15 protein-coding genes are annotated in these 17,451 nt (G+C 68.3%); 6 read left to right on the top strand and 9 right to left on the bottom strand.

Annotation, left to right across the window (positions count from 1 at the left end):
- Positions 1 to 9 precede the first annotated feature (9 nt).
- From H9634_RS04985 to H9634_RS04955, 7 genes are all read right to left on the bottom strand, one after another.
- A complete protein-coding gene (locus H9634_RS04985) occupies positions 10 to 1,227 on the bottom strand; it encodes an MFS transporter (RefSeq protein WP_191725647.1) in 1,218 nt (405 codons plus the stop codon).
- Between the two features lie 82 nt (positions 1,228 to 1,309).
- Positions 1,310 to 3,181, bottom strand: a complete 1,872-nt coding sequence (locus H9634_RS04980) for a DEAD/DEAH box helicase (RefSeq protein ID WP_191725646.1) — start codon at positions 3,179 to 3,181, stop codon at positions 1,310 to 1,312.
- A gap of 176 nt (positions 3,182 to 3,357) precedes the next feature.
- Positions 3,358 to 4,200, bottom strand: coding sequence for an alkaline phosphatase family protein (locus H9634_RS04975; RefSeq protein ID WP_191725645.1), 843 nt, complete (start codon positions 4,198 to 4,200; stop codon positions 3,358 to 3,360).
- Positions 4,197 to 5,387, bottom strand: a complete 1,191-nt coding sequence (locus tag H9634_RS04970; protein ID WP_191725644.1) for an ABC transporter ATP-binding protein — start codon at positions 5,385 to 5,387, stop codon at positions 4,197 to 4,199. The genes H9634_RS04975 and H9634_RS04970 overlap by 4 nt, the downstream gene beginning before the upstream one ends.
- Positions 5,384 to 6,310 (bottom strand): ABC transporter permease, encoded by a 927-nt coding sequence (locus H9634_RS04965; RefSeq protein ID WP_191725643.1) that lies wholly within the window; start codon positions 6,308 to 6,310, stop codon positions 5,384 to 5,386. Before H9634_RS04965 ends, H9634_RS04970 begins: the two co-directional genes overlap by 4 nt.
- Positions 6,286 to 7,137, bottom strand: coding sequence for an ABC transporter permease (locus H9634_RS04960; protein ID WP_191725642.1), 852 nt, complete (start codon positions 7,135 to 7,137; stop codon positions 6,286 to 6,288). Before H9634_RS04960 ends, H9634_RS04965 begins: the two co-directional genes overlap by 25 nt.
- Complete coding sequence (locus H9634_RS04955; protein WP_191725641.1) at positions 7,134 to 8,255, bottom strand: ABC transporter substrate-binding protein; 1,122 nt, start codon at positions 8,253 to 8,255, stop codon at positions 7,134 to 7,136. The genes H9634_RS04960 and H9634_RS04955 overlap by 4 nt, the downstream gene beginning before the upstream one ends.
- Positions 8,256 to 8,442: 187 nt before the next feature.
- On the opposite strand from H9634_RS04955, the gene H9634_RS04950 reads away from it, so the two are divergent.
- On the top strand, positions 8,443 to 9,117 hold the full coding sequence (locus H9634_RS04950) for an HAD family hydrolase (protein ID WP_191725640.1): 675 nt from the start codon (positions 8,443 to 8,445) through the stop codon (positions 9,115 to 9,117).
- 29 nt (positions 9,118 to 9,146) lie between these two features.
- On the opposite strand, the gene H9634_RS04945 is transcribed toward H9634_RS04950, so the two are convergent.
- Positions 9,147 to 9,872, bottom strand: coding sequence for a GntR family transcriptional regulator (locus H9634_RS04945; RefSeq protein WP_191725639.1), 726 nt, complete (start codon positions 9,870 to 9,872; stop codon positions 9,147 to 9,149).
- A 128-nt stretch (positions 9,873 to 10,000) separates the two neighbouring features.
- Here H9634_RS04945 and H9634_RS04940 point away from each other — a divergent pair, with 128 nt between their 5' ends.
- The 3 genes from H9634_RS04940 (at position 10,001) to H9634_RS04930 (ending at position 14,144) form a co-directional block, all read left to right on the top strand.
- Positions 10,001 to 11,377, top strand: coding sequence for a glycine--tRNA ligase (locus H9634_RS04940; protein WP_191725638.1), 1,377 nt, complete (start codon positions 10,001 to 10,003; stop codon positions 11,375 to 11,377).
- 47 nt (positions 11,378 to 11,424) lie between these two features.
- Positions 11,425 to 12,696: a YibE/F family protein gene (locus H9634_RS04935; RefSeq protein WP_191725637.1), complete on the top strand. Its 1,272-nt coding sequence runs from the start codon at positions 11,425 to 11,427 to the stop codon at positions 12,694 to 12,696.
- 134 nt (positions 12,697 to 12,830) lie between these two features.
- Positions 12,831 to 14,144 (top strand): aminotransferase-like domain-containing protein, encoded by a 1,314-nt coding sequence (locus tag H9634_RS04930; protein ID WP_225210595.1) that lies wholly within the window; start codon positions 12,831 to 12,833, stop codon positions 14,142 to 14,144.
- A gap of 2 nt (positions 14,145 to 14,146) precedes the next feature.
- On the opposite strand, the gene H9634_RS04925 is transcribed toward H9634_RS04930, so the two are convergent.
- Positions 14,147 to 15,601: an L-lactate permease gene (locus H9634_RS04925; protein ID WP_191725636.1), complete on the bottom strand. Its 1,455-nt coding sequence runs from the start codon at positions 15,599 to 15,601 to the stop codon at positions 14,147 to 14,149.
- A gap of 28 nt (positions 15,602 to 15,629) precedes the next feature.
- Here H9634_RS04925 and H9634_RS04920 point away from each other — a divergent pair, with 28 nt between their 5' ends.
- Positions 15,630 to 15,944, top strand: coding sequence for a hypothetical protein (locus H9634_RS04920; protein ID WP_191725635.1), 315 nt, complete (start codon positions 15,630 to 15,632; stop codon positions 15,942 to 15,944).
- A gap of 102 nt (positions 15,945 to 16,046) precedes the next feature.
- Positions 16,047 to 17,447 carry an MFS transporter gene (locus tag H9634_RS04915; RefSeq protein WP_191725634.1) on the top strand — a complete coding sequence of 467 codons (1,401 nt, stop codon included), beginning with the start codon at positions 16,047 to 16,049 and terminating at the stop codon, positions 17,445 to 17,447.
- The last annotated feature ends 4 nt before the right edge of the window (positions 17,448 to 17,451 follow it).

Raw genomic sequence — 17,451 nt, 5'->3', positions numbered from 1 at the left:
ATAGATACATCACAGTTCATACTGGTACCAGTTCTCAGGCGTGGGAAGCTCGCGAATCCGTGTGGACATGAGTGCAACTGTCAGGGCGATGACCATCGGTGTCAAGGCCATGGCGTAGGCCCACCCTGTGCCCCAATGCTGGAGGACGAAACCAGCTGCTGCCGGGGCGAGTGCGCCTAGTCCTAATGTGAATGAGGCGAGTATTGCTTGGACACGCCCTTGCAGCTCTTCGGGGGTGGAAGAGAAGAAGAATCCCGACATGGCACCGTTCAATGAGGGAACGCCGAGGAAGGTCGCCATGAGCACGACGACGAGAGCCACCCCGGTATGGAAGAACGCCAATATTGTCATTCCAGCCCCGAGCCAGGCGAAGAGGGCAGGAATCAGTATCCCGGTTGGAACTCGATCCAAGACGGCTTGTGCTAACACCGCACCCACAATGACCGAGATCCCTGCGGACATTGTGATGATGCCAACGTCTAAGGCCTCACGTGTGCGCAGGAAGATTGCGAATTGGGTGGTGGTCATCACGCCGGCGACGCTGAAGTTCACGGATCCCACGAGCAGGGCAAGCAGACCAGCTCGCCGGGTTCCCTTGAGCCACGTGTAGGCCTCACTCACTTGGCTTCGAACTGTGGTCGCATTCTGGCTCTGTGGACCGGAGATGCCCCTTACCCGGGTGATCAAGACCCCCGCGATTGCGCTGAGCACACCAGAGATCAGCAGCCCTAAGCCTGACGCGATACCCATCAGAGCACTCCCGGCAGGAGCAGCGGCCAGCCGCAGGGCAGCGTCTCGGCCTTCGTTGACGGTGATCGCCTTCGGATAGCTTTCCTGGGTGACGATGCTCCGCAGCAAAGCGTCACTTGCCTCGCCGAACAGCTCTGTGCAGACGCCCAGTATGATGGCGGCGCCGATGAGCACAGGAAGTGTCAGATTGCCGGTCAACGCGAGAGCGCTCAAGACCAGCAGGACAATGGCATTCACTGACGCATTGACAGTGACCAAGCCCCGGCGTCCGAATCGGTCGATGACCAATCCACCGGGTATCAGCAAAGCCTGTGTGAGCAGCAACTGGATGGTGCTCACCATGCCGGCCTGGGCTGCTGAGACAGACACACTCAGGGCCAGCAGCGGCACGAGGAAGTCTCGCATACCTGCTGAGGCTGCGGCAGCTGAGTCAGAACCGAACCACCACCAGTAGTTCGCCGGTGCAGTGTTGGACATGAACACCTCCCCCTGCACCGGCGAAGACTACACGATTCGCACCGTCAACTGGCCTCGTGTCCACAGTGTTCGAGTCGGTGTCTCACTTCCGGGGTGCGCCGGCCTTCTGGTAGCCGCCCTTGCGGTGACCGCCGCCGGAACCCGAGCGCGAGCCGGAAGGACCGCGGCCGTGCTTCTTGCGGAAGCCGGGCTTCGAACCGTGATCGGCGCCGGCCCCGCGGTCGAAGCGCTTCTTGAACGGCCGGCCCGGGCGTCCGGTGTCCGGGCGCAGGTCGATGTGCTTGCCCTGGATGCGGGTGCGTGACAGCCGTTCGAAGACCTCGTCGGGCAGGTCGGCCGGCAGGTCGACGAGCGAGTGGTTCGAGCGGATGTCGATGTGCCCGATCTGGGCTGAGGTCAGGCCGCCTTCGTTGGCGATCGCACCGACGATGCCGCCGGGCTGGACGCGCTCATTGCGGCCGACGGCGATCCGGTAGGTGCGCATCCCGTCCTTGCGGTGCTTGCCGCCCTTGCCGGCCTCGCGCTCCGAGCGCGGCTTGCGGGTGGTCGGTTCGGGCAGCGGGTCAGCAGCCAGGGTCTCACCGTCGAGCAGCAGGGTCGCCAGTGCCGCGGCGACCTCGGTGGCCGGGACGTTGTGGGCCTGCTCGTACTGTTCGATGACCGGGCGCATCTCTGTCAGGTCGAGGGTTTCGAGTGCTGCGGTGATGCGGGCCTTGAACTTGTCGGTCCGCGTGTTCGTCAGCTCTTCGGGTGTGGGCAGCATGAGCTTCTCGACCGCACGGCGGGTGGCCTTCTCGATGGCCTTGAGCAGGTGGTGCTCACGCGGGGTGACGAACAGGATCGCCTCGCCGGAGCGTCCGGCCCGGCCGGTGCGACCGATCCGGTGGACGTAGGCCTCCGGGTCGTGCGGGATGTCGTAGTTGACGACGAGTTCGATGCGTTCGACGTCGAGGCCGCGGGCGGCGACGTCGGTGGCGACGAGGATGTCGATGCGGCCGGCCTTGAGCTGTTCGACGGTGCGCTCGCGAGCCTGCTGCGGGATGTCGCCGTTGATGGCAGCGGCCTTGAAGCCGCGGGCGCGCAGCTTGTCAGCCAGCTCCTCGGTGGCCTGCTTGGTGCGCACGAACATGATGATGCCGTCGTACTGCTCGACTTCGAGGATCCGGGTGAGCGCATCGAGCTTGTGCGAGTGCATCACGGTGAGGAACCGCTGGCGGATGTTCGTCCCAGTCGTCGACGACGGGGTCACGCGGATCTCACGCGGATTGCTGAGGTAGCGTTCGGCGATCCGGTGGATCGACTTCGGCATGGTGGCCGAGAACAGCGCGACCTGGCGCTGGTCGCCAGCAGCTTCGAAGATCGCCTCGATGTCCTCCTGGAAGCCCATCTTGAGCATCTCATCGGCCTCATCGAGGACGAGGTGGCGCAGGTTGTGCAGCTTGAGCGATCCGCGCTTGAGGTGGTCGATGACCCGGCCGGGCGTGCCGACGACGACCTGGGCGCCGCGTTTGAGGCCGGCCAGCTGCGGGCCGTAGGACTGGCCGCCGTAGATCGGCAGGATCGAGAACCCGGCCAGGTGGGCGGCATAGGAGGTGAAGGCCTCGGAGACCTGCAGGGCGAGCTCGCGGGTCGGGGCGAGCACGAGGGCCAGCGGGCCGTCATCGGCGCGGCCGGCATCGGCGAGGCTGTCGAGGACGGGCACGGCGAAAGCAGCGGTCTTGCCGGTGCCGGTCTGGGCTAAGCCCATGACGTCCTCACCGTCGAGCAGCGGCGGGATCGCCTGCTCCTGCACGGCAGACGGGGTCTCATAACCGAGGTCGGTGAGTGCGGAGAGGATCCGCGGGTCGATGTCGAAGTCGCAGAACTGCACGGCCGGCGGCTGGATCTCAGCAGCCTCATCGGTGGTGGGGGCAGCGGGCGCCTGCGGGTCAGCAGACGGATGGACGGATGTCATGAATCTCCAAATAGGGCACACGGATCACGGAATGGACAGACTTCGGCATCGGAACATGCCTCGAAGTGGGAGTGTGATCGAACTCTAGCGGCCGAAGGAGCGTCATCTGTCAGACACGAAGCGGCCGGAACCACAGTCAATCCTACCTGCCGCAGCTGCCATTGCCCGCATCGGGCTCATGTGTGACCGGACACGTCACCCTGAGCGCGGGCGGTGAGGATGAGCTCGCACAGCTCATGCGGGGCGATCTCATCCGGCCAGTCCGGCAGCCGCGCCGGCCCGCCCGGTGACCAGGTGATGACGAAGGACGCGCACTCCTCCGGCGTGTCCCCGCCGTGCCCGCCGGCATCGACATGCCCGTGGTCGGTGACGATGATGACAATCCAGTCCTCGCCGCGCTCGGCCGCCCGCTGCTCGATCGCAGCGGCGATCCGGCCGAGGTGCGCATCGACCCGGCCGATCGCCTGCCGGTACTCGCTGCCCATGAGCCCGTAGAGGTGCCCGGTCTCATCGACATCGCAGAAGTACACGAACGACACATCGGCAGCCTGCTGCCCTGCCAGCATCGCGGCGGCATAGTCGGCGATCTCGGCATCGACGCGCACATAGCCGTGCGTCTCACCATCGCGGGCGATGATGCGGTGCTGGCCGGCCCACTGCTGCTCGAGCCGCTGGTGGATGACCGGGCCGAGCCCGTGCGGGTCGATGAGCGGCGGCCATCCGGCAGCAGCGAACGTCGTCGTCGACTGATCAGCGTAGAAGGCGCGGGCGAGAAGATCCGGGCGGGAGTGCAGCCGGTGGCCGATGAAGTCATTGCCGGCCACCCCGTGCTGCTCATGCGTCGATCCGGTCAGGATGCTCGCCCAGCCCGGCCCGGACATCGTCGGCGGCACCATCGTCATCCCATGCAGCCGCCCGGCAGACCGCATCCGGTGCAGGTGCGGGGCGATGCCGTCTTCGCCGGTGATCGACAGGCGGCAGCCGTCGATGCCCAGCAGCAGGACCTTCGGCCCGCTCATGCCCGCACTCCAGCTGCCTGCGCCGTGCCCGAGGCGGTGGACGCCTGGGCATCATCTTCGTGGGCATCACCTGCGTGCGCGGCATCCGCGTGTGCGGCAGTTGCCGGGCTGGCGGGTTCGAGGACGGCTTCGCTGCGCAGCAGCTGCAGGCTGACATCGGCGCCGGGAGCGAAGGCGCTCGCCTGCGCGGTCGAGAGGTCGACGCGCACCGGCTGGGGGAGCTCGGCGACATCGACGTAGACGCTGCTGAGCGAACCGCGCAGCACACTCGAGTGCACCACACCGGTGAGCCCCGGGCAGGTGCCGGAGGCGTGAGCGTGGCTGATGGCGATGTCCTCAGGCCGGATGAGCGCGGTCGCAGCCGTGGTACCTGCCGGCAGCTCGCCGATCGGGGTGACGGGCCGGCCGGCGACGGCATAGGTGCCGTTGTCGGTCCGCTGGGCCGGCATCCGGTTGACGTTGCCGACGAAGGTCGCGACGAACGGGCTGACCGGCCGGCGGTAGAGCTCGGCGGGGGTGTCGAGCTGTTCGATGCGCCCGGCGTTCATGACGCCGACCCGGTCGGCCATCGTCAAGGCTTCTTCCTGGTCGTGGGTGACCATGAGGGTGGTGATGTTCTTCTCCATCTGGATGCGGCGGATGTGCTCGCGCAGCTGCACGCGCACCGCGGCATCGAGGGCGGAGAGCGGTTCGTCGAGCAGCAGCACGTTCGGCTCCAGCGCCAGTGCCCGGGCCAGGGCGACGCGCTGCTGCTGGCCGCCGGAGAGCTGGGCGGGGTACTTCGCGGCGTGCTCGGCCAGTCCGACGGTCTCCAGCAGTTCGGCCACCGTCGCAGCACGGCCGGCCTGCCGGCGGATCCGCAGTCCGTAGCCGACGTTCTCCGCTGCAGTCATGTGGGGGAACAGGCTGTAGGACTGGAACACGATGCCGATGCCGCGGCGGCGCACATCGACGGCAGTGACGTCGCGCTTGCCGATGTGAACGCTACCGGCATCCGGGGTCTCGAGGCCGGCGAGGATCCGCAGCGTCGTCGTCTTCCCGCAGCCCGACGGGCCGAGCAGGGCCAGCAGCTCCCCGCGGTGCAGGTCGAGGCTGAGGTCGGACAGGACGGTCTTGGACCCGTAGGTCTTCATGACGTGAGACAGGGACACGAACTCCTCGCGCAGGGGCGTGGTGATGGTGGTCATGGCTGTTCCTTGGCGGTGGACGTGACAGAGGGTGCCGCTGCCGGGGTGCGCCTGCGGCGGTTGCCGGCAGCGGAGATGAGCGAGATGAGGGCCAGCAGGCCCCAGGTGGCGAGCATCGTGACGAACGACAGGGCTGCCGCCCCGCGCGGGGCCGCGGCGCCGGTCTCGACGAGGAAGACGGGGAAGGTGTACTGCAGCAGCAGACTGGCGAGGGCGAACTCTCCGAGCACCATCGCCATGCACAGCAGCCCGGCCGAGAGCAGGGCGGCGCGCAGGTTCGGCAGGACGATCCCGATGAGCGTGCGCCACGGGGAGGCCCCAAGGCTGGCGGCTGCGGCGAAGAGCGTGCGCAGGTGCAGGGCTGACAGGCCGGCATCGAGGGCCCGGTAGACCAGCGGCATCGTGATGATGACGTAGAAGGGCACGAGCGCATACGGGCTGACGAGGAACCCGGGAGCGACAGCGCGGAAGAACACCCCGGCACCGGCCACAAGCGCCACGGCCGGGACGACGATCGGGATGACCGAGAGCGCCTCGGCCAGCTTCGCCGCCCGCGGGGCCCTGAGATGCAGGTAGACGATCGTGGGCACCAGCAGCGCCAGCGATGCCGCGGTCGTCAGCAGCCCGAGCAGCACCGTCATGATGACAGCCTGCACAGCCATCGGGTTGGAAAACGCCTGGCTGAGGCTTGCGAAGGTCAGACCAACACCGGGCAGGGTGAACCCGAAGATCGCCGAGGCGATGAGCGGGGTGAAGAACAGCACCATCGCCATGACGAGCACGACGATGCCGAGCACATGGAGCCGGCCGGCAGCCCGGGTGCGCTTCCCGTGCCCGAGGCGGCCGGCACCTCGGGCACGGGAAGCACCGGTTCCGGCTGGGGTGCCGGTGGGGGTGGTCAGGAATTCGACGGAAGCTGCCAACGCCGTGACCTCCTTTCGATGAGCAGGCGGATGCCCATGGCGATGATGATGACGAGCATCATGCCGGTGGCCAGGGCGGCGGCCATCGACTCGTCGAGCATGACGTTGCCGCGCAGGAAGAAGCCGATGACGATCGGCACGAGGTTGAGTCCGCCGCCGGCGAGCGCATAGGCGGTGGCGTAGGCGGAGAAGGAGTTGGCGAACAGCAGCAGCAGTGCCCCGACGATCGAGGGGCTCAGGATCGGCAGCGCGATGTCGGTGAGGTAGCGCAGCCTGGAGGCGCCCATCGTCTGGGCGGCCTCGGACATCTGCTGGGTCAGCGCACCGAGAGCCGGCAGGATGAGCACGGTCATGAGCGGTGCCTGGAAGTACAGGTACACCAGTGCCACACCCCAGAAGGAGTCGAGGCGGAAGTCGTCGAGGGCGCCGGGGAAGACGTCGGTGACGAGCACGGTGACCAGCCCCTGGGAGCCGAGCGCGGCGATGAACGCGAACGCCAGCGGTACGCCGCCGGACTGGCTGGCCAGGGCTGAATAGCTCATCACGAGCCTGGCCAGCCAGGCCGGGCGGTTCACCACGGTCAGCGCCCACGCGAGGATGAGCCCGAGGATGCCTCCGAGCAGTGCGGTGACGAGCGAGAGGTTCGTCGTCATGAGGAAGGCATCGGCGTACTGCGGCTCGGCCAGCTGGGTGAGGCTGGCGGTGGAGAGCTGCCCTGCCGGGGTGAGGGCAGCCCACACGTTGGCGATGACCGGGATGATGAGGAAGACGGTGACGAACGCGAAGAACGGCACCGCTCCCCAGGGGATGGTCCGGGCAGACGTCATGAGCGGACCTTGCCGGCCCATTCGCGGGTGATGAGCTCTGCACCGGCCTCACCCTGGGCGACGGTCGGGAAGTTCACCGCTTCGAGGATCGCCGGCTCGGGCAGCTTGGCCATCGCCTCATCGGAGAGCTTGCCGGCTTCGGAGAGTTCGGTGAACCGCGCCGGGATCGCCCCGCCGAGGGCGTACTGTTCGCTGCCCTCGTCGCTGGTGAGCCAGTCGACCCACAGGCGGGCGGTGTTGGGCTGCGGGGAGTCGATGGTGCACGGCTGGGCGTAGAAGTTGCCGAACACCGCCTCCTCCGGCACGCAGTGCTCAAGCGCGACGCCGGAGGTGGCCATCTCCTCTTCGATGCCGAGGAAGTTGTAGTTCCAGTCGAAGACGACCGCAGCCTGCCCGGTCGAGAGCGCATTGGGGACTGAGGAGATGTTGACGAGGTTGCCGGAGGCGGCGAGCTCGGCGAAGAAATCGATGCCCGGGCCGACGTCGTCGAGGCTGCCGCCGTTGGCCAGGGCAGCGGTGAAGACGGTCGCGATCGACGAGGCGCCTTCGCGCGGGTCGCCGGGCAGGGCGACCTTGCCCTTGTAGGCGGGATCGAGGAGATCGGAGAGCTTCTCGGGCCTGTCGGCGAGCTTCGTGTTCACGCCCAGGGACAGCACGCCGTAGTAGGCGCCGACCCACAGACCCTCAGGGTGCTTGAGATCGTCGGGGATCGCGTCGAAGTTCGAGGGCTTGTATGCAGACAGGAGGTCCTGGTCGATCGCGGTCTGGGTGAAGGAGTAGCCGATGTCGAGGACATCGGGCTGGGTCTTCTGGCCCTTGAGCTGCTTGACCGACTGCAGCTCCTCGGCCGAGGAGGCATCCGGGCTGGCGACAGGGGTGTCGACGCCGTACGCGGCTGTGAATTGCTCGAAGTGGCCTTTGTAGTTCGCCCAGGTCTCCGGATAGGCGATGAGCTGGACTTTGCCCTCCTTCTTCGCGAGTTCGATGATCTCCTCGAGCGTGGTGCCGATCTCCGTCGACGCGCTGGCGGAGTCGGTGGAGCAGCCGGCGAGGCCGAGGCCCGCGGTGGTGAGGGTCAGGGCGCTGAGGCCGAGGAAGGAACGGCGGGTGGTGGTCATGATTCTCCTTTGGCGAGGTCCGGTGCTGGTGACCAGCGGCCGCGGCCACTCTCGCAAGCGCCGGTGACAGTGGAGAGAACGTCAGGTGATCAGCCGGTAAATAATGGTATAGACCATTTGCGCGGCTGGGCTGAGCCGGGGCAGGATGAGCGGAGCACCCGCCCTGCAACCAGGAGAGACAGACCCGATGACCACCACCTCACCCGCCCCGGCGAGCACCGCCGCCCCGGCGAGCACCGCCTTGCAGCAGCTCGAAACCGCCGCCGCGGTTCTGTTCGACTTCAACGGCACCCTGTCAGCCGATGAGGACCTGCTCGCCGCGATCTACTGCGACATCGCCGCCGAGAGCGGCATCGAGCTCACGGCCAGGTCCTACGAAAGCGACTTCCTCGGCCTGTCCGATCCCCAGATCGCCGCCGCGCTCGCCGCCCGCGCACGCGCGGTCACGCCCGAGCAGATCGCCGACCGGATGTCCGAGGCCTATCTCGCCGCCGTCGCCCAGAGTCCGCGGATCGCTGCCGAGACCTGCCGCCTCGTGCGCACGTTGGCCGGTGCAGGTGTGCCCGTGGCGGTCGTGACCGGCACCTACCGCCGGCTGGTGACCGGTGCACTGCAGGCGGCTGGGATCGCCGAGCACGTCGCCGCCGTCATCGCGTGTGAGGACGTCAGCGCCGGCAAGCCCTCACCCGAGGGGTTCCTCACCGCCGCCCGGCAGCTCGGGGTCGCTGCAGATGAACGGGTGGTCGTCGTCGAAGACTCCGCACCTGGTCGGCAGGCTGGCGAGGCGGCGGGCATGTCGGTGCTCATGGTCGGTGGCAGCGGCCTGACCCTCGCCGAGATCGGCGCAGCACTGGCCGTCTGAGCACCTCCGGCTGCCTGAGCACTACCGGCTCACCTGCCGTGCGACGGGGTGCTGACGGTGATCCGCAACCGGTCGGTGCGCAGCGTGTCAGCTGAGTACTCGATCGGGGTGCCGGCTTGGGTGAAGGAGGTGCGCGTCAGACGCAGCACCGTCTGCGCGGCGCCGATCCGCAGCAGCTTCCCATCGGCTGCGCCGACCACCGCGGTCGTCAGCGCCTCGGTCTTCGACAACGCAGCCTGACCGAACACCTCGGCGAGGATCGCATAGAGCGAACCGGTCAGGTCATATTCGAGCATGCCTGGCACGAGTGCTGCCGGGAAGCAGGAGTCCTCCACCAGAACCGGAGTGCCATCGACCAATCGCAGCCGGTGCACGCGCACCACCTCGGCGCCGGGGTCCAAGCCCAGGGCCGTGGCCGCCTCCGCCGAGGCCGGCTGCAGGCACGCCGCGACGACCTCGGAGGTGACATCGTGGCCGGCCTCGCTCAGCTGGCCCATGAACCCGCGCATCGACGACAGCTCCACCTCCGGCAGCTCCTCGGCGACGAAGGTGCCGCCGCTGCGCCCGGTGCGCCGGGAGATCCGGCCCTCCAGCTGCAGGGCCGCCAGCGCCTGGCGGACCGTCATCCGGGAGACGCCGAGCTGCGCGGCGAGCATCCGCTCAGCCGGCAGCCGGGCGCCCGGTGCCCACGCACCGGAGGCGATGCGGTCACGCAGCTGCTCGGCGATGCGCATATGGGCAGGAGGGGACGTCATGCTGTTAGTCATATCACTCTCAGGTGGCCGGTGGGATCCGCAGACGCGGCAGGTCGGCGGATTCGCTACCCTGGGAGCGGTACGAACAGCAGCCAGCCGTTCGCAGTCGACTCAAGGAGATATTTCACGTGGCTTCGACATTGGATTCCGTCATCACCCTGGCCAAGCGGCGCGGGTTCGTCTTCCAGGCAGGAGACATCTACGGCGGATCCCGTTCCGCCTGGGACTACGGTCCGCTCGGCGTTGAGCTCAAGGAGAACATCAAGGCCCTGTGGTGGCAGGAGTTCGTCCGCGGGCGTGAGGACATGGTCGGCCTCGACTCCTCCATCATCCTGCCCAAGCGCGTCTGGGAGGCCTCCGGCCACGTCGAGACCTTCGTCGACCCGCTCGTCGAGTCGCTGCACACCCACAAGCGCTACCGCGCCGATCACCTCATCGAGGCCTACATCGCCAAGCACGGCCGCGAGCCGGAGAACGGACTGGCCGACATCCGCGACCCGGAGACCGGCCAGGAGGGCAACTGGACCGAGCCCAAGCAGTTCTCCGGGCTCATGAAGACCTACCTCGGCGCCGTCGATGACGAAGAGGGACTGCACTACCTGCGCCCGGAGACCGCGCAGGGCATCTTCGTCAACTTCAACAACGTCGTCACCGCCAACCGCAAGAAGCCGCCGTTCGGCATCGGCCAGATCGGCAAGGCCTTCCGCAACGAGATCACCCCGGGCAACTTCATCTTCCGCACGCGTGAGTTCGAGCAGATGGAGATCGAGTACTTCGTCCACCCCGACGACGCCCCGCGGTTCTTCGACGAATGGGTCGAGGCCTGCTGGAACTGGTTCGTCGACCTCGGCGTCAAGGCAGAGAACATGCGCCGCTTCGACGTGCCCGACGGCGAACGCGCCCACTACTCGGCTGCCACCATCGACATCGAGTACAAGTTCGGCTTCCAGGGCGGAGCCTGGGGCGAGCTCATGGGCATCGCCAACCGCACCGACTTCGACCTGTCGAACCACACCGAGCACTCCGGCCACAAGATGCAGTACTTCGACCAGGCCGCCGGCACCCGCTACACCCCGTACGTCATCGAGCCGTCCTTCGGCCTGACCCGGTCGATGATGGCCTTCCTCGTCGACGCCTACACCGAAGACGAAGCCCCCAACACCAAGGGCGGCGTCGACAAGCGCATCGTGCTCAAGCTCGACCCGCGCCTGGCCCCGGTCAAGGTCGCCGTGCTGCCGCTGAGCCGCAACGAGAAGCTCTCGCCGAAGGCCCGCGAGCTGGCAGCGAACCTGCGCAAGCGCTGGAACGTCGACTTCGACGACGCCGGAGCGATCGGGCGCCGCTACCGCCGCCAGGACGAGATCGGCACCCCGCTGTGCATCACCGTCGACTTCGACACCCTCGATGACAACGCGGTGACCGTCCGCCGCCGTGACGACATGAGCCAGGAGCGCATCGCCATCGACGAAGTCGTCTCCTACGTCGCCGGCGAACTGGGCATCTGAGCCTCGTTCTCAGGCCCGCGGCGTCAGGACACTGATACCGCACCGCTATGCACTACATCGCAGAAACACTGCCACGCGCCTCACGACAGGCCTGGTCGGTCATGCTCGGGATGCTCATCCCGCTGGCCGTCCTGTCTGTCGTGGGGCTCGTGTGGCTCTGGCCGTCGTCTGAGGCCACCGATCGGTGGGATCCGGCAGCCCTGGCCGAGGGCGCCGAATTCACCTCCGGCACAGTCGAATCGATCGACCTGCGCGCCTGCCCGGACTACGAATCCACCGGCTGCGGGGCCATCACCCTCGACACCGGGGAGCGCAGCGGCACGATGTACGCCCCACCCGAGGCGATCAAGACCGGCATCGCAGCAGGCGACCGGATCAAGGTCATCGTCATGGACGCTGCCCAGACCGACCCGGTGGCCGATGCGATCACCGGCGGGGGTCAGGGACCCGGGGAGCAGGCCCCCGGCGGGGAGCAGGCCCCCGGCAGCGACCCGACAAACGAGCCGACCGCTGCCGACTTCGTCTTCGTCGACTTCGACCGCAACATCTCCCTCGGCGTCCTCGCCTTCGTCTACGCCGCCCTCGTCATACTCGTCGCCGGGCTCAAAGGGCTGCGCGCGCTCATCGGCCTGGCACTGGCCTACGCCGTCATGGTGTGGTTCATGCTGCCGGCGGTGATGGACGGCAGACCGGCCGTGCTCGTCGGCATCACCGCTGCGGCGGTCATCATGTTCATCGTGCTGTACTTGGCGCACGGGTTCTCAGCCCGCACCACGACTGCGCTGCTCGGGACCCTGTTCGGCATCCTCATCACCGGTGTGCTCGGCGCGCTGTGGACGACCTGGTCGAAGCTGGCCGGCATCTACACCGAGGAGACCTACATCCTCGCCTGGACCGACGGACTGTCGATGGCCGACCTCGTCGTCTGCGCGATCCTCATCGCCGGCCTCGGCGTGCTCAACGACGTCACCATCACCCAGGCCGCCGCCGTGTGGGAGCTGGCCGCCTCCCGTCCCGAGGCATCCCGCCGGGAGATCTTCACCTCGGCGATGCGGATCGGCCGCGACCACATCGCCTCAACCGTCTACACCATCGCCTTCGCCTACGCCGGAGGCGCGCTGACCGTGCTGCTGCTCGTCGCCGCCTCCTCCCGGCCGTTCCTCGAATCGCTCACGCTCGGCGAACAGGCGATCTCCGTCGTCTCCACCCTGGTGACCTCGATCGGCCTCGTCATCGCGATCCCAGCCACCACCCTCATCGCCGTGCTGGTGGTGCGCTCAGGCACCAGCGCGTACTCCGCTGCAGAGCCCGGAATCTGAGATAGGCTGTCATCCGACAGGCGCATCCACCTGCTGAGACGTATCCCCGGCTCGGTCCTGGATGCACTGCTCGAACCCTGCGCCAGACAGCGCTGTCGGCGCCGCACCGGACCCCGAGACGGAAGTGAGCACTGATGACTCCCGCATCGCACATGATGACCCAGGCGCCGGCAGACCCGGTTGTCACCACTACCGCCGACGCCGCCGTCGACCCGACGGCTGCGGTCAGGCAGCTCGGTGACGTAACGCTGCCGCTGGCCCGCCGCACCCGCGGCTGGACCGGATCGGTCATCGATGCCTCCGTCTCCCTGCTGGCCTCGCGCACCAACGACATCGTCCGATTCGGCATGGGCGCGCCGGCCGAACAGGTCGTCCCGGCTGCTGACTTCGCCGAGATCCTCGGAACGATGACCGACCCGAGCTCCTACACCTACGGCCCGACCGAGGGCGAGACCGAGCTCATCAACGCGATCTGCGCATCCGAGGACCTCACCGGCCCGCGCACCGTCGACCCCAACCGCATCATCGTCACCAGCGGCGGGATGCAGGGCCTCGACCTGGCCTACAAGATGTTCGTCAACGACGGCGACCTCGTCGCCGTCGAATCCCCGACCTACACCAACGGCTCCTCCACCGCACTGAGCTACGGCGCCGAGGTGCTGCAGATCCCCGTCGACGACGACGGCATGGACGTCGAGCGCCTCGCCCGCGACGTCGCGACCCTTGGCCGCACACCGACGGCCATCTACGTCATCCCGAACTTCCAGAACCCCTCGGGTGTCACGATGAGCCTGGCGCGCCGCCAGCGGCTGCTCGAACTGGCCCACGAGTGGAACAGCGTCATCATCGACGACGACCCGTACGGTTCGCTGCGGTTCTCCGCTGAGTACATCCCCAGCTTCGCCGAGCTCAGCCCAGACGACCCGCTGGTGTTCTCCGCCCGCTCGTTCTCCAAGATCATCGCCCCGGGCCTGCGCGTCGGCTGGGTCGAGGTCGACCCGGCACTCCGCCAGCTGCTCATCAACGTCCGCCAGGCGATGGACGCCTCGGCATCGGTGCCCGGCCAGCAGCTCGTGGCCCACTACCTCACCCGCGGCGGCTTCACCGAGCACCTCGACATGCTGCGCACCGCCTACCACCGGCGCAAGGACGCGATGCTCGAAGCTGCCGCCAAGCACCTGGCCGGCCGGGTCGAGCTGACCAACCCCGACGGCGGATTCTTCCTGTGGGCGACTCTCGTCGGCGACGCCGCCGACATCGACGCCCGCGAACTGTTCGAGACCGCCCTGGACGAGGGTGTGGCCTTCATCCCCGGTGAGGCGTTCTCACCGGCCGGTGAGTTCTCGAACGCCATGCGCCTGTGCTTCGCATCCTCGACCGTCGAGCGGATCCACGAGGGCATCGCCCGACTCGGCCGCGCGATCGAGGTGCAGCTGTCCCGCAGCTGAGCTCACAGCAGCTGCAGCACCACACCGACGAGCGCTGCGGTGCCGAAGGCGGTCAGCAGCGACCAGATGAGCACGCTGCGCTCCATCTGGGCCAGCTGCACACCAGCTGGAGGAGCTGAACTGCCGTCATCGGCAGTCGAGGCCGCCAGACTGAGCGCCAGAGCCACACGCGGCGGCGTCGCCAGAGCGGCAAACGATCCGGCGACATTGCTCATCGCCACCGCCGGCAGCAGCCCGGTGCCGGTGGTGGCGGCCATCGCCCCGACCGTCGAGGCGAACATCGCGTTCGCCCCGGTATTCGACCCGGTCAGCACCGAACCGAGCGCCGTGAGCGCCGGTGCGAAGCCGATGCCGATCCGCGCCAGCCCGGCGCCGATCACCTCGGTCATCCCGGTGTCGGTCATCAGCCAGCCCAGCAGCATGAAACCGGCAGTGGCCACCCCGACCGGAATCCACGCACGCACCGCGGCGCCCACCACCTCGGCGACGGGTGCCCTGGCCGCGAGCATGCGCCCAGCGACCGCACACGCGATCGCCAGCCACACCGGCGGTGCGGACAGCAGCGCCGTCACCGGAGACGGCCAGAGGGCCGCCGCACCGCTGGCGAGCAGCAGTCCGACGGTGAGCACCGCGTAGGGGAGCAGGGCCGGGGCCAGCCGGCCCGGCGACGGCTCAGGCCGGCTGCGACGGCTGATGAGACAGCCGGCGAGCAGGACGGCGATGACGAGCAGCGAGCCGAGCACACCGGCCAGGGGAGTGCCGATGAGCATGTTCGCTGTCAGGATGCCGCCCCACAGGCAGACGGCGGCCGCGACGAGACCGAGGAGACCCGGCAGGCTTTGCCAGGCGCGGGTGAAGGCGGTCGTGAGCGCGCAGACGATGATGACCGGCAGGGCGTTCGCCCATGCCGAGCCGACACCGAGCTCCTGGAGACCGAGCCCGGTCAGCTGGGCAGCGACCGCAGTGCCCGGTCCGAGCGCACCCCAGGGCACGGCGATGAGTCCGAGCAGACCGAGGAATGCCGAGGTGCGGATGGAGAAGCCCAGCCTGCGCAGCAGCGGGATCCCGGCGGTCAGGCCGATGCCGTAGCCGGTGACCGATTCGACGAAGGGCACTACCCCGAAGACGATGAGCCCGGCCCCGACGACCGGGTCGGGCAGCAGGCTGCGGATGCGCGCAGAGATCGTCTGCAGCGCCCCGATCGCCTCCAGCAGCTGGGCGAGCACCATCCCGAACAGCAGAATCGCCAGCACCTCGACGGCCAGCACGGCAAGGTCGAGGGACTCGGCGGCAGCCAGCTGCCCGAAATGCAGAGAGATGCCGGGAGCCGCGGCGGCGACGAGGGCGCACAGCAGCGCCGCACCGGCTCCGCCGAGGGCAGCGACGAGTGTGCCGCGGCCGGCGATGAGCACAGCCACGGCCACGGCGATCGGTACGATGCTCAGCAGTGTCGTCATACGTCAGGGAACGCTACCAGGAGGTCCGATGAGTGCCGCAGAAGCAGAGCTCGCCGCACAGCTGACTGCGATGGGCTGGTCGTGCACCAGGCACGGCCCCAGCCTCGTCTTCGAACGCGCCGCCACACAGACACCCGCGGCGGGTGGTGAGGACGCGGGGAGCAACCCGGTGATCTTCTGGCGCGTATCGCCTGTCGAGGTGGCGACGCACTGGGCCGGTGGGCGCATGAGGGGCGTCGGGCACCTGGCCTCCCTGTCCGTGGTGGAGATGCTCGAGGTCTTCGACGGTGTGCGCGGCGAGCTGCGCGACGGACCCGAGGGCTTCCGCGTCTATCCGATCTGATCGGCCGCCCGACGGCCCGGCACCGCCGGTGCCCTGGCCGGATGCGGACTGGAATGCGGACGCGATTTCGCACAGCCGGGGTCCACTTGGTACATATGACGGATGACGTCCGCCCGAACCTCCGCCGGTCAGCCTGCCGATGACCGCCCCGACTCCGCCGCCGCAGCCTCAGCCGCAGTCCGGCCTGCTGCCGATGCGCCGCTGCGCCCGGCCGCCCGCCGCGCCATCGTCGCCTCCGTCATCGGCACCGTCATCGAATGGTATGACTACGCCCTCTACGGTGCCGCCGCAGGCCTGATCATCGGCCCGCTGTTCTTCCCCGACTCGGTCTCCGGGGCAGGCCAGCTCTCGGCTCTGGCGACCTTCGCCGTCGGCTTCCTCGCCCGCCCGGTCGGCGGCATCGTCATCGGTCACATCGGCGACCGGCACGGCCGCCGCCCGGCGATGATCCTCACGATCGTGCTCATGGCGATCGCCACCGTGGCCATCGGCCTGCTGCCCACCGCAGCCGCTGTCGGCGTGCTCGCCCCGATCCTGCTCGTGATCTTCCGGTTCCTGCAGGGCTTCGGAGCCGGGGCTGAGCTCTCGGGCGCGACGACGATGGTCGCCGAATACGTGCCCGTCCACCGGCGCGGCTTCTTCACCTCGCTGGTGCTGTGCGCCCCACCGGCTGGCATCGTGCTGGCCACCGCGGCCTTCTTCCTCGCCTCCTCCGGGATGGCCGAGGAGACCTTCATGTCGATCGGGTGGCGACTGCCGTTCCTCGCCTCGGTCGTGCTGTTCTTCGTCGCGATCTACATCCGCGCCAAGCTCGAAGAGACCCCCGAGTACACCTCGGCAATGGAGCAGCAGGCCGCCCGCGCGACCAAGGTGCCGCTGCTGGCGCTGCTGGCGACCGGCTGGCGCGGCGTGCTCGCCGGGTTCCTCAGCCTCACCGGCCACAACGCACTCAACTACGGCATGGCCGTGTTCTCCATCGGCTATCTGGTGGGCACCGGGATGCCGCAGACCCACGCGCTCGGCGCGGTCACCCTCGGCACCGTCGCGGCGATCATCCTCACCCCGCTCGGCGGCAGCCTCGCCGACCGGTTCGGTGCCGGGACCGTCATGGGCTGGGCCTCGGTCATCGGTGCGCTGTACTCCTTCCCGTTCCTGTGGCTGCTCTCGCAGGGCACCTTCACCAGCGCTCTCATCGCCATCGCGATCGGCTACGGCTTCGTGATCTCCGGGACGTCCGGTTCGCAGGGGGCGTTCCTGGCCAATCTGTTCCCCACCCGCCACCGGTTCTCCGCGATGGCCCTGGCCCGGGAAGCCAACGGTGCGCTCATCGCCGGCTTCTCACCGGTCATCCTCGCCGCGCTCGTCGCCTGGGCCAACGGCGCGATCACCGCTGCCGCCGGCTACCTGGTGGCCTGCTGCCTGCTGAGTGCGGCAGCGATCTTCCTCGCCTCGCTCGGCCGCCGCCGAGGCGTGGCCCGGGATCGGGAGAGCGTCGCCGGCTGACAGG

Source organism: Brevibacterium gallinarum (assembly GCF_014836885.1).
In the GTDB taxonomy this organism is placed as follows: Bacteria; Actinomycetota; Actinomycetes; order Actinomycetales; family Brevibacteriaceae; genus Brevibacterium; species Brevibacterium gallinarum.
This window is presented reverse-complemented; position numbering and strand designations above follow the sequence as displayed.

Coding starts and splice junctions, on each gene's coding strand:
- H9634_RS04985 (WP_191725647.1), bottom strand. CDS start 1,227: ATGTCCAACACTGCACCGGCGAACTACTGGTGGTGGTTCGGTTCTGAC.
- H9634_RS04980 (WP_191725646.1), bottom strand. CDS start 3,181: ATGACATCCGTCCATCCGTCTGCTGACCCGCAGGCGCCCGCTGCCCCC.
- H9634_RS04975 (WP_191725645.1), bottom strand. CDS start 4,200: ATGAGCGGGCCGAAGGTCCTGCTGCTGGGCATCGACGGCTGCCGCCTG.
- H9634_RS04970 (WP_191725644.1), bottom strand. CDS start 5,387: ATGACCACCATCACCACGCCCCTGCGCGAGGAGTTCGTGTCCCTGTCT.
- H9634_RS04960 (WP_191725642.1), bottom strand. CDS start 7,137: ATGACGTCTGCCCGGACCATCCCCTGGGGAGCGGTGCCGTTCTTCGCG.
- H9634_RS04955 (WP_191725641.1), bottom strand. CDS start 8,255: ATGACCACCACCCGCCGTTCCTTCCTCGGCCTCAGCGCCCTGACCCTC.
- H9634_RS04950 (WP_191725640.1), top strand. CDS start 8,443: ATGACCACCACCTCACCCGCCCCGGCGAGCACCGCCGCCCCGGCGAGC.
- H9634_RS04945 (WP_191725639.1), bottom strand. CDS start 9,872: ATGACGTCCCCTCCTGCCCATATGCGCATCGCCGAGCAGCTGCGTGAC.
- H9634_RS04935 (WP_191725637.1), top strand. CDS start 11,425: ATGCACTACATCGCAGAAACACTGCCACGCGCCTCACGACAGGCCTGG.
- H9634_RS04930 (WP_225210595.1), top strand. CDS start 12,831: ATGACTCCCGCATCGCACATGATGACCCAGGCGCCGGCAGACCCGGTT.
- H9634_RS04925 (WP_191725636.1), bottom strand. CDS start 15,601: ATGACGACACTGCTGAGCATCGTACCGATCGCCGTGGCCGTGGCTGTG.
- H9634_RS04920 (WP_191725635.1), top strand. CDS start 15,630: ATGAGTGCCGCAGAAGCAGAGCTCGCCGCACAGCTGACTGCGATGGGC.
- H9634_RS04915 (WP_191725634.1), top strand. CDS start 16,047: ATGACGTCCGCCCGAACCTCCGCCGGTCAGCCTGCCGATGACCGCCCC.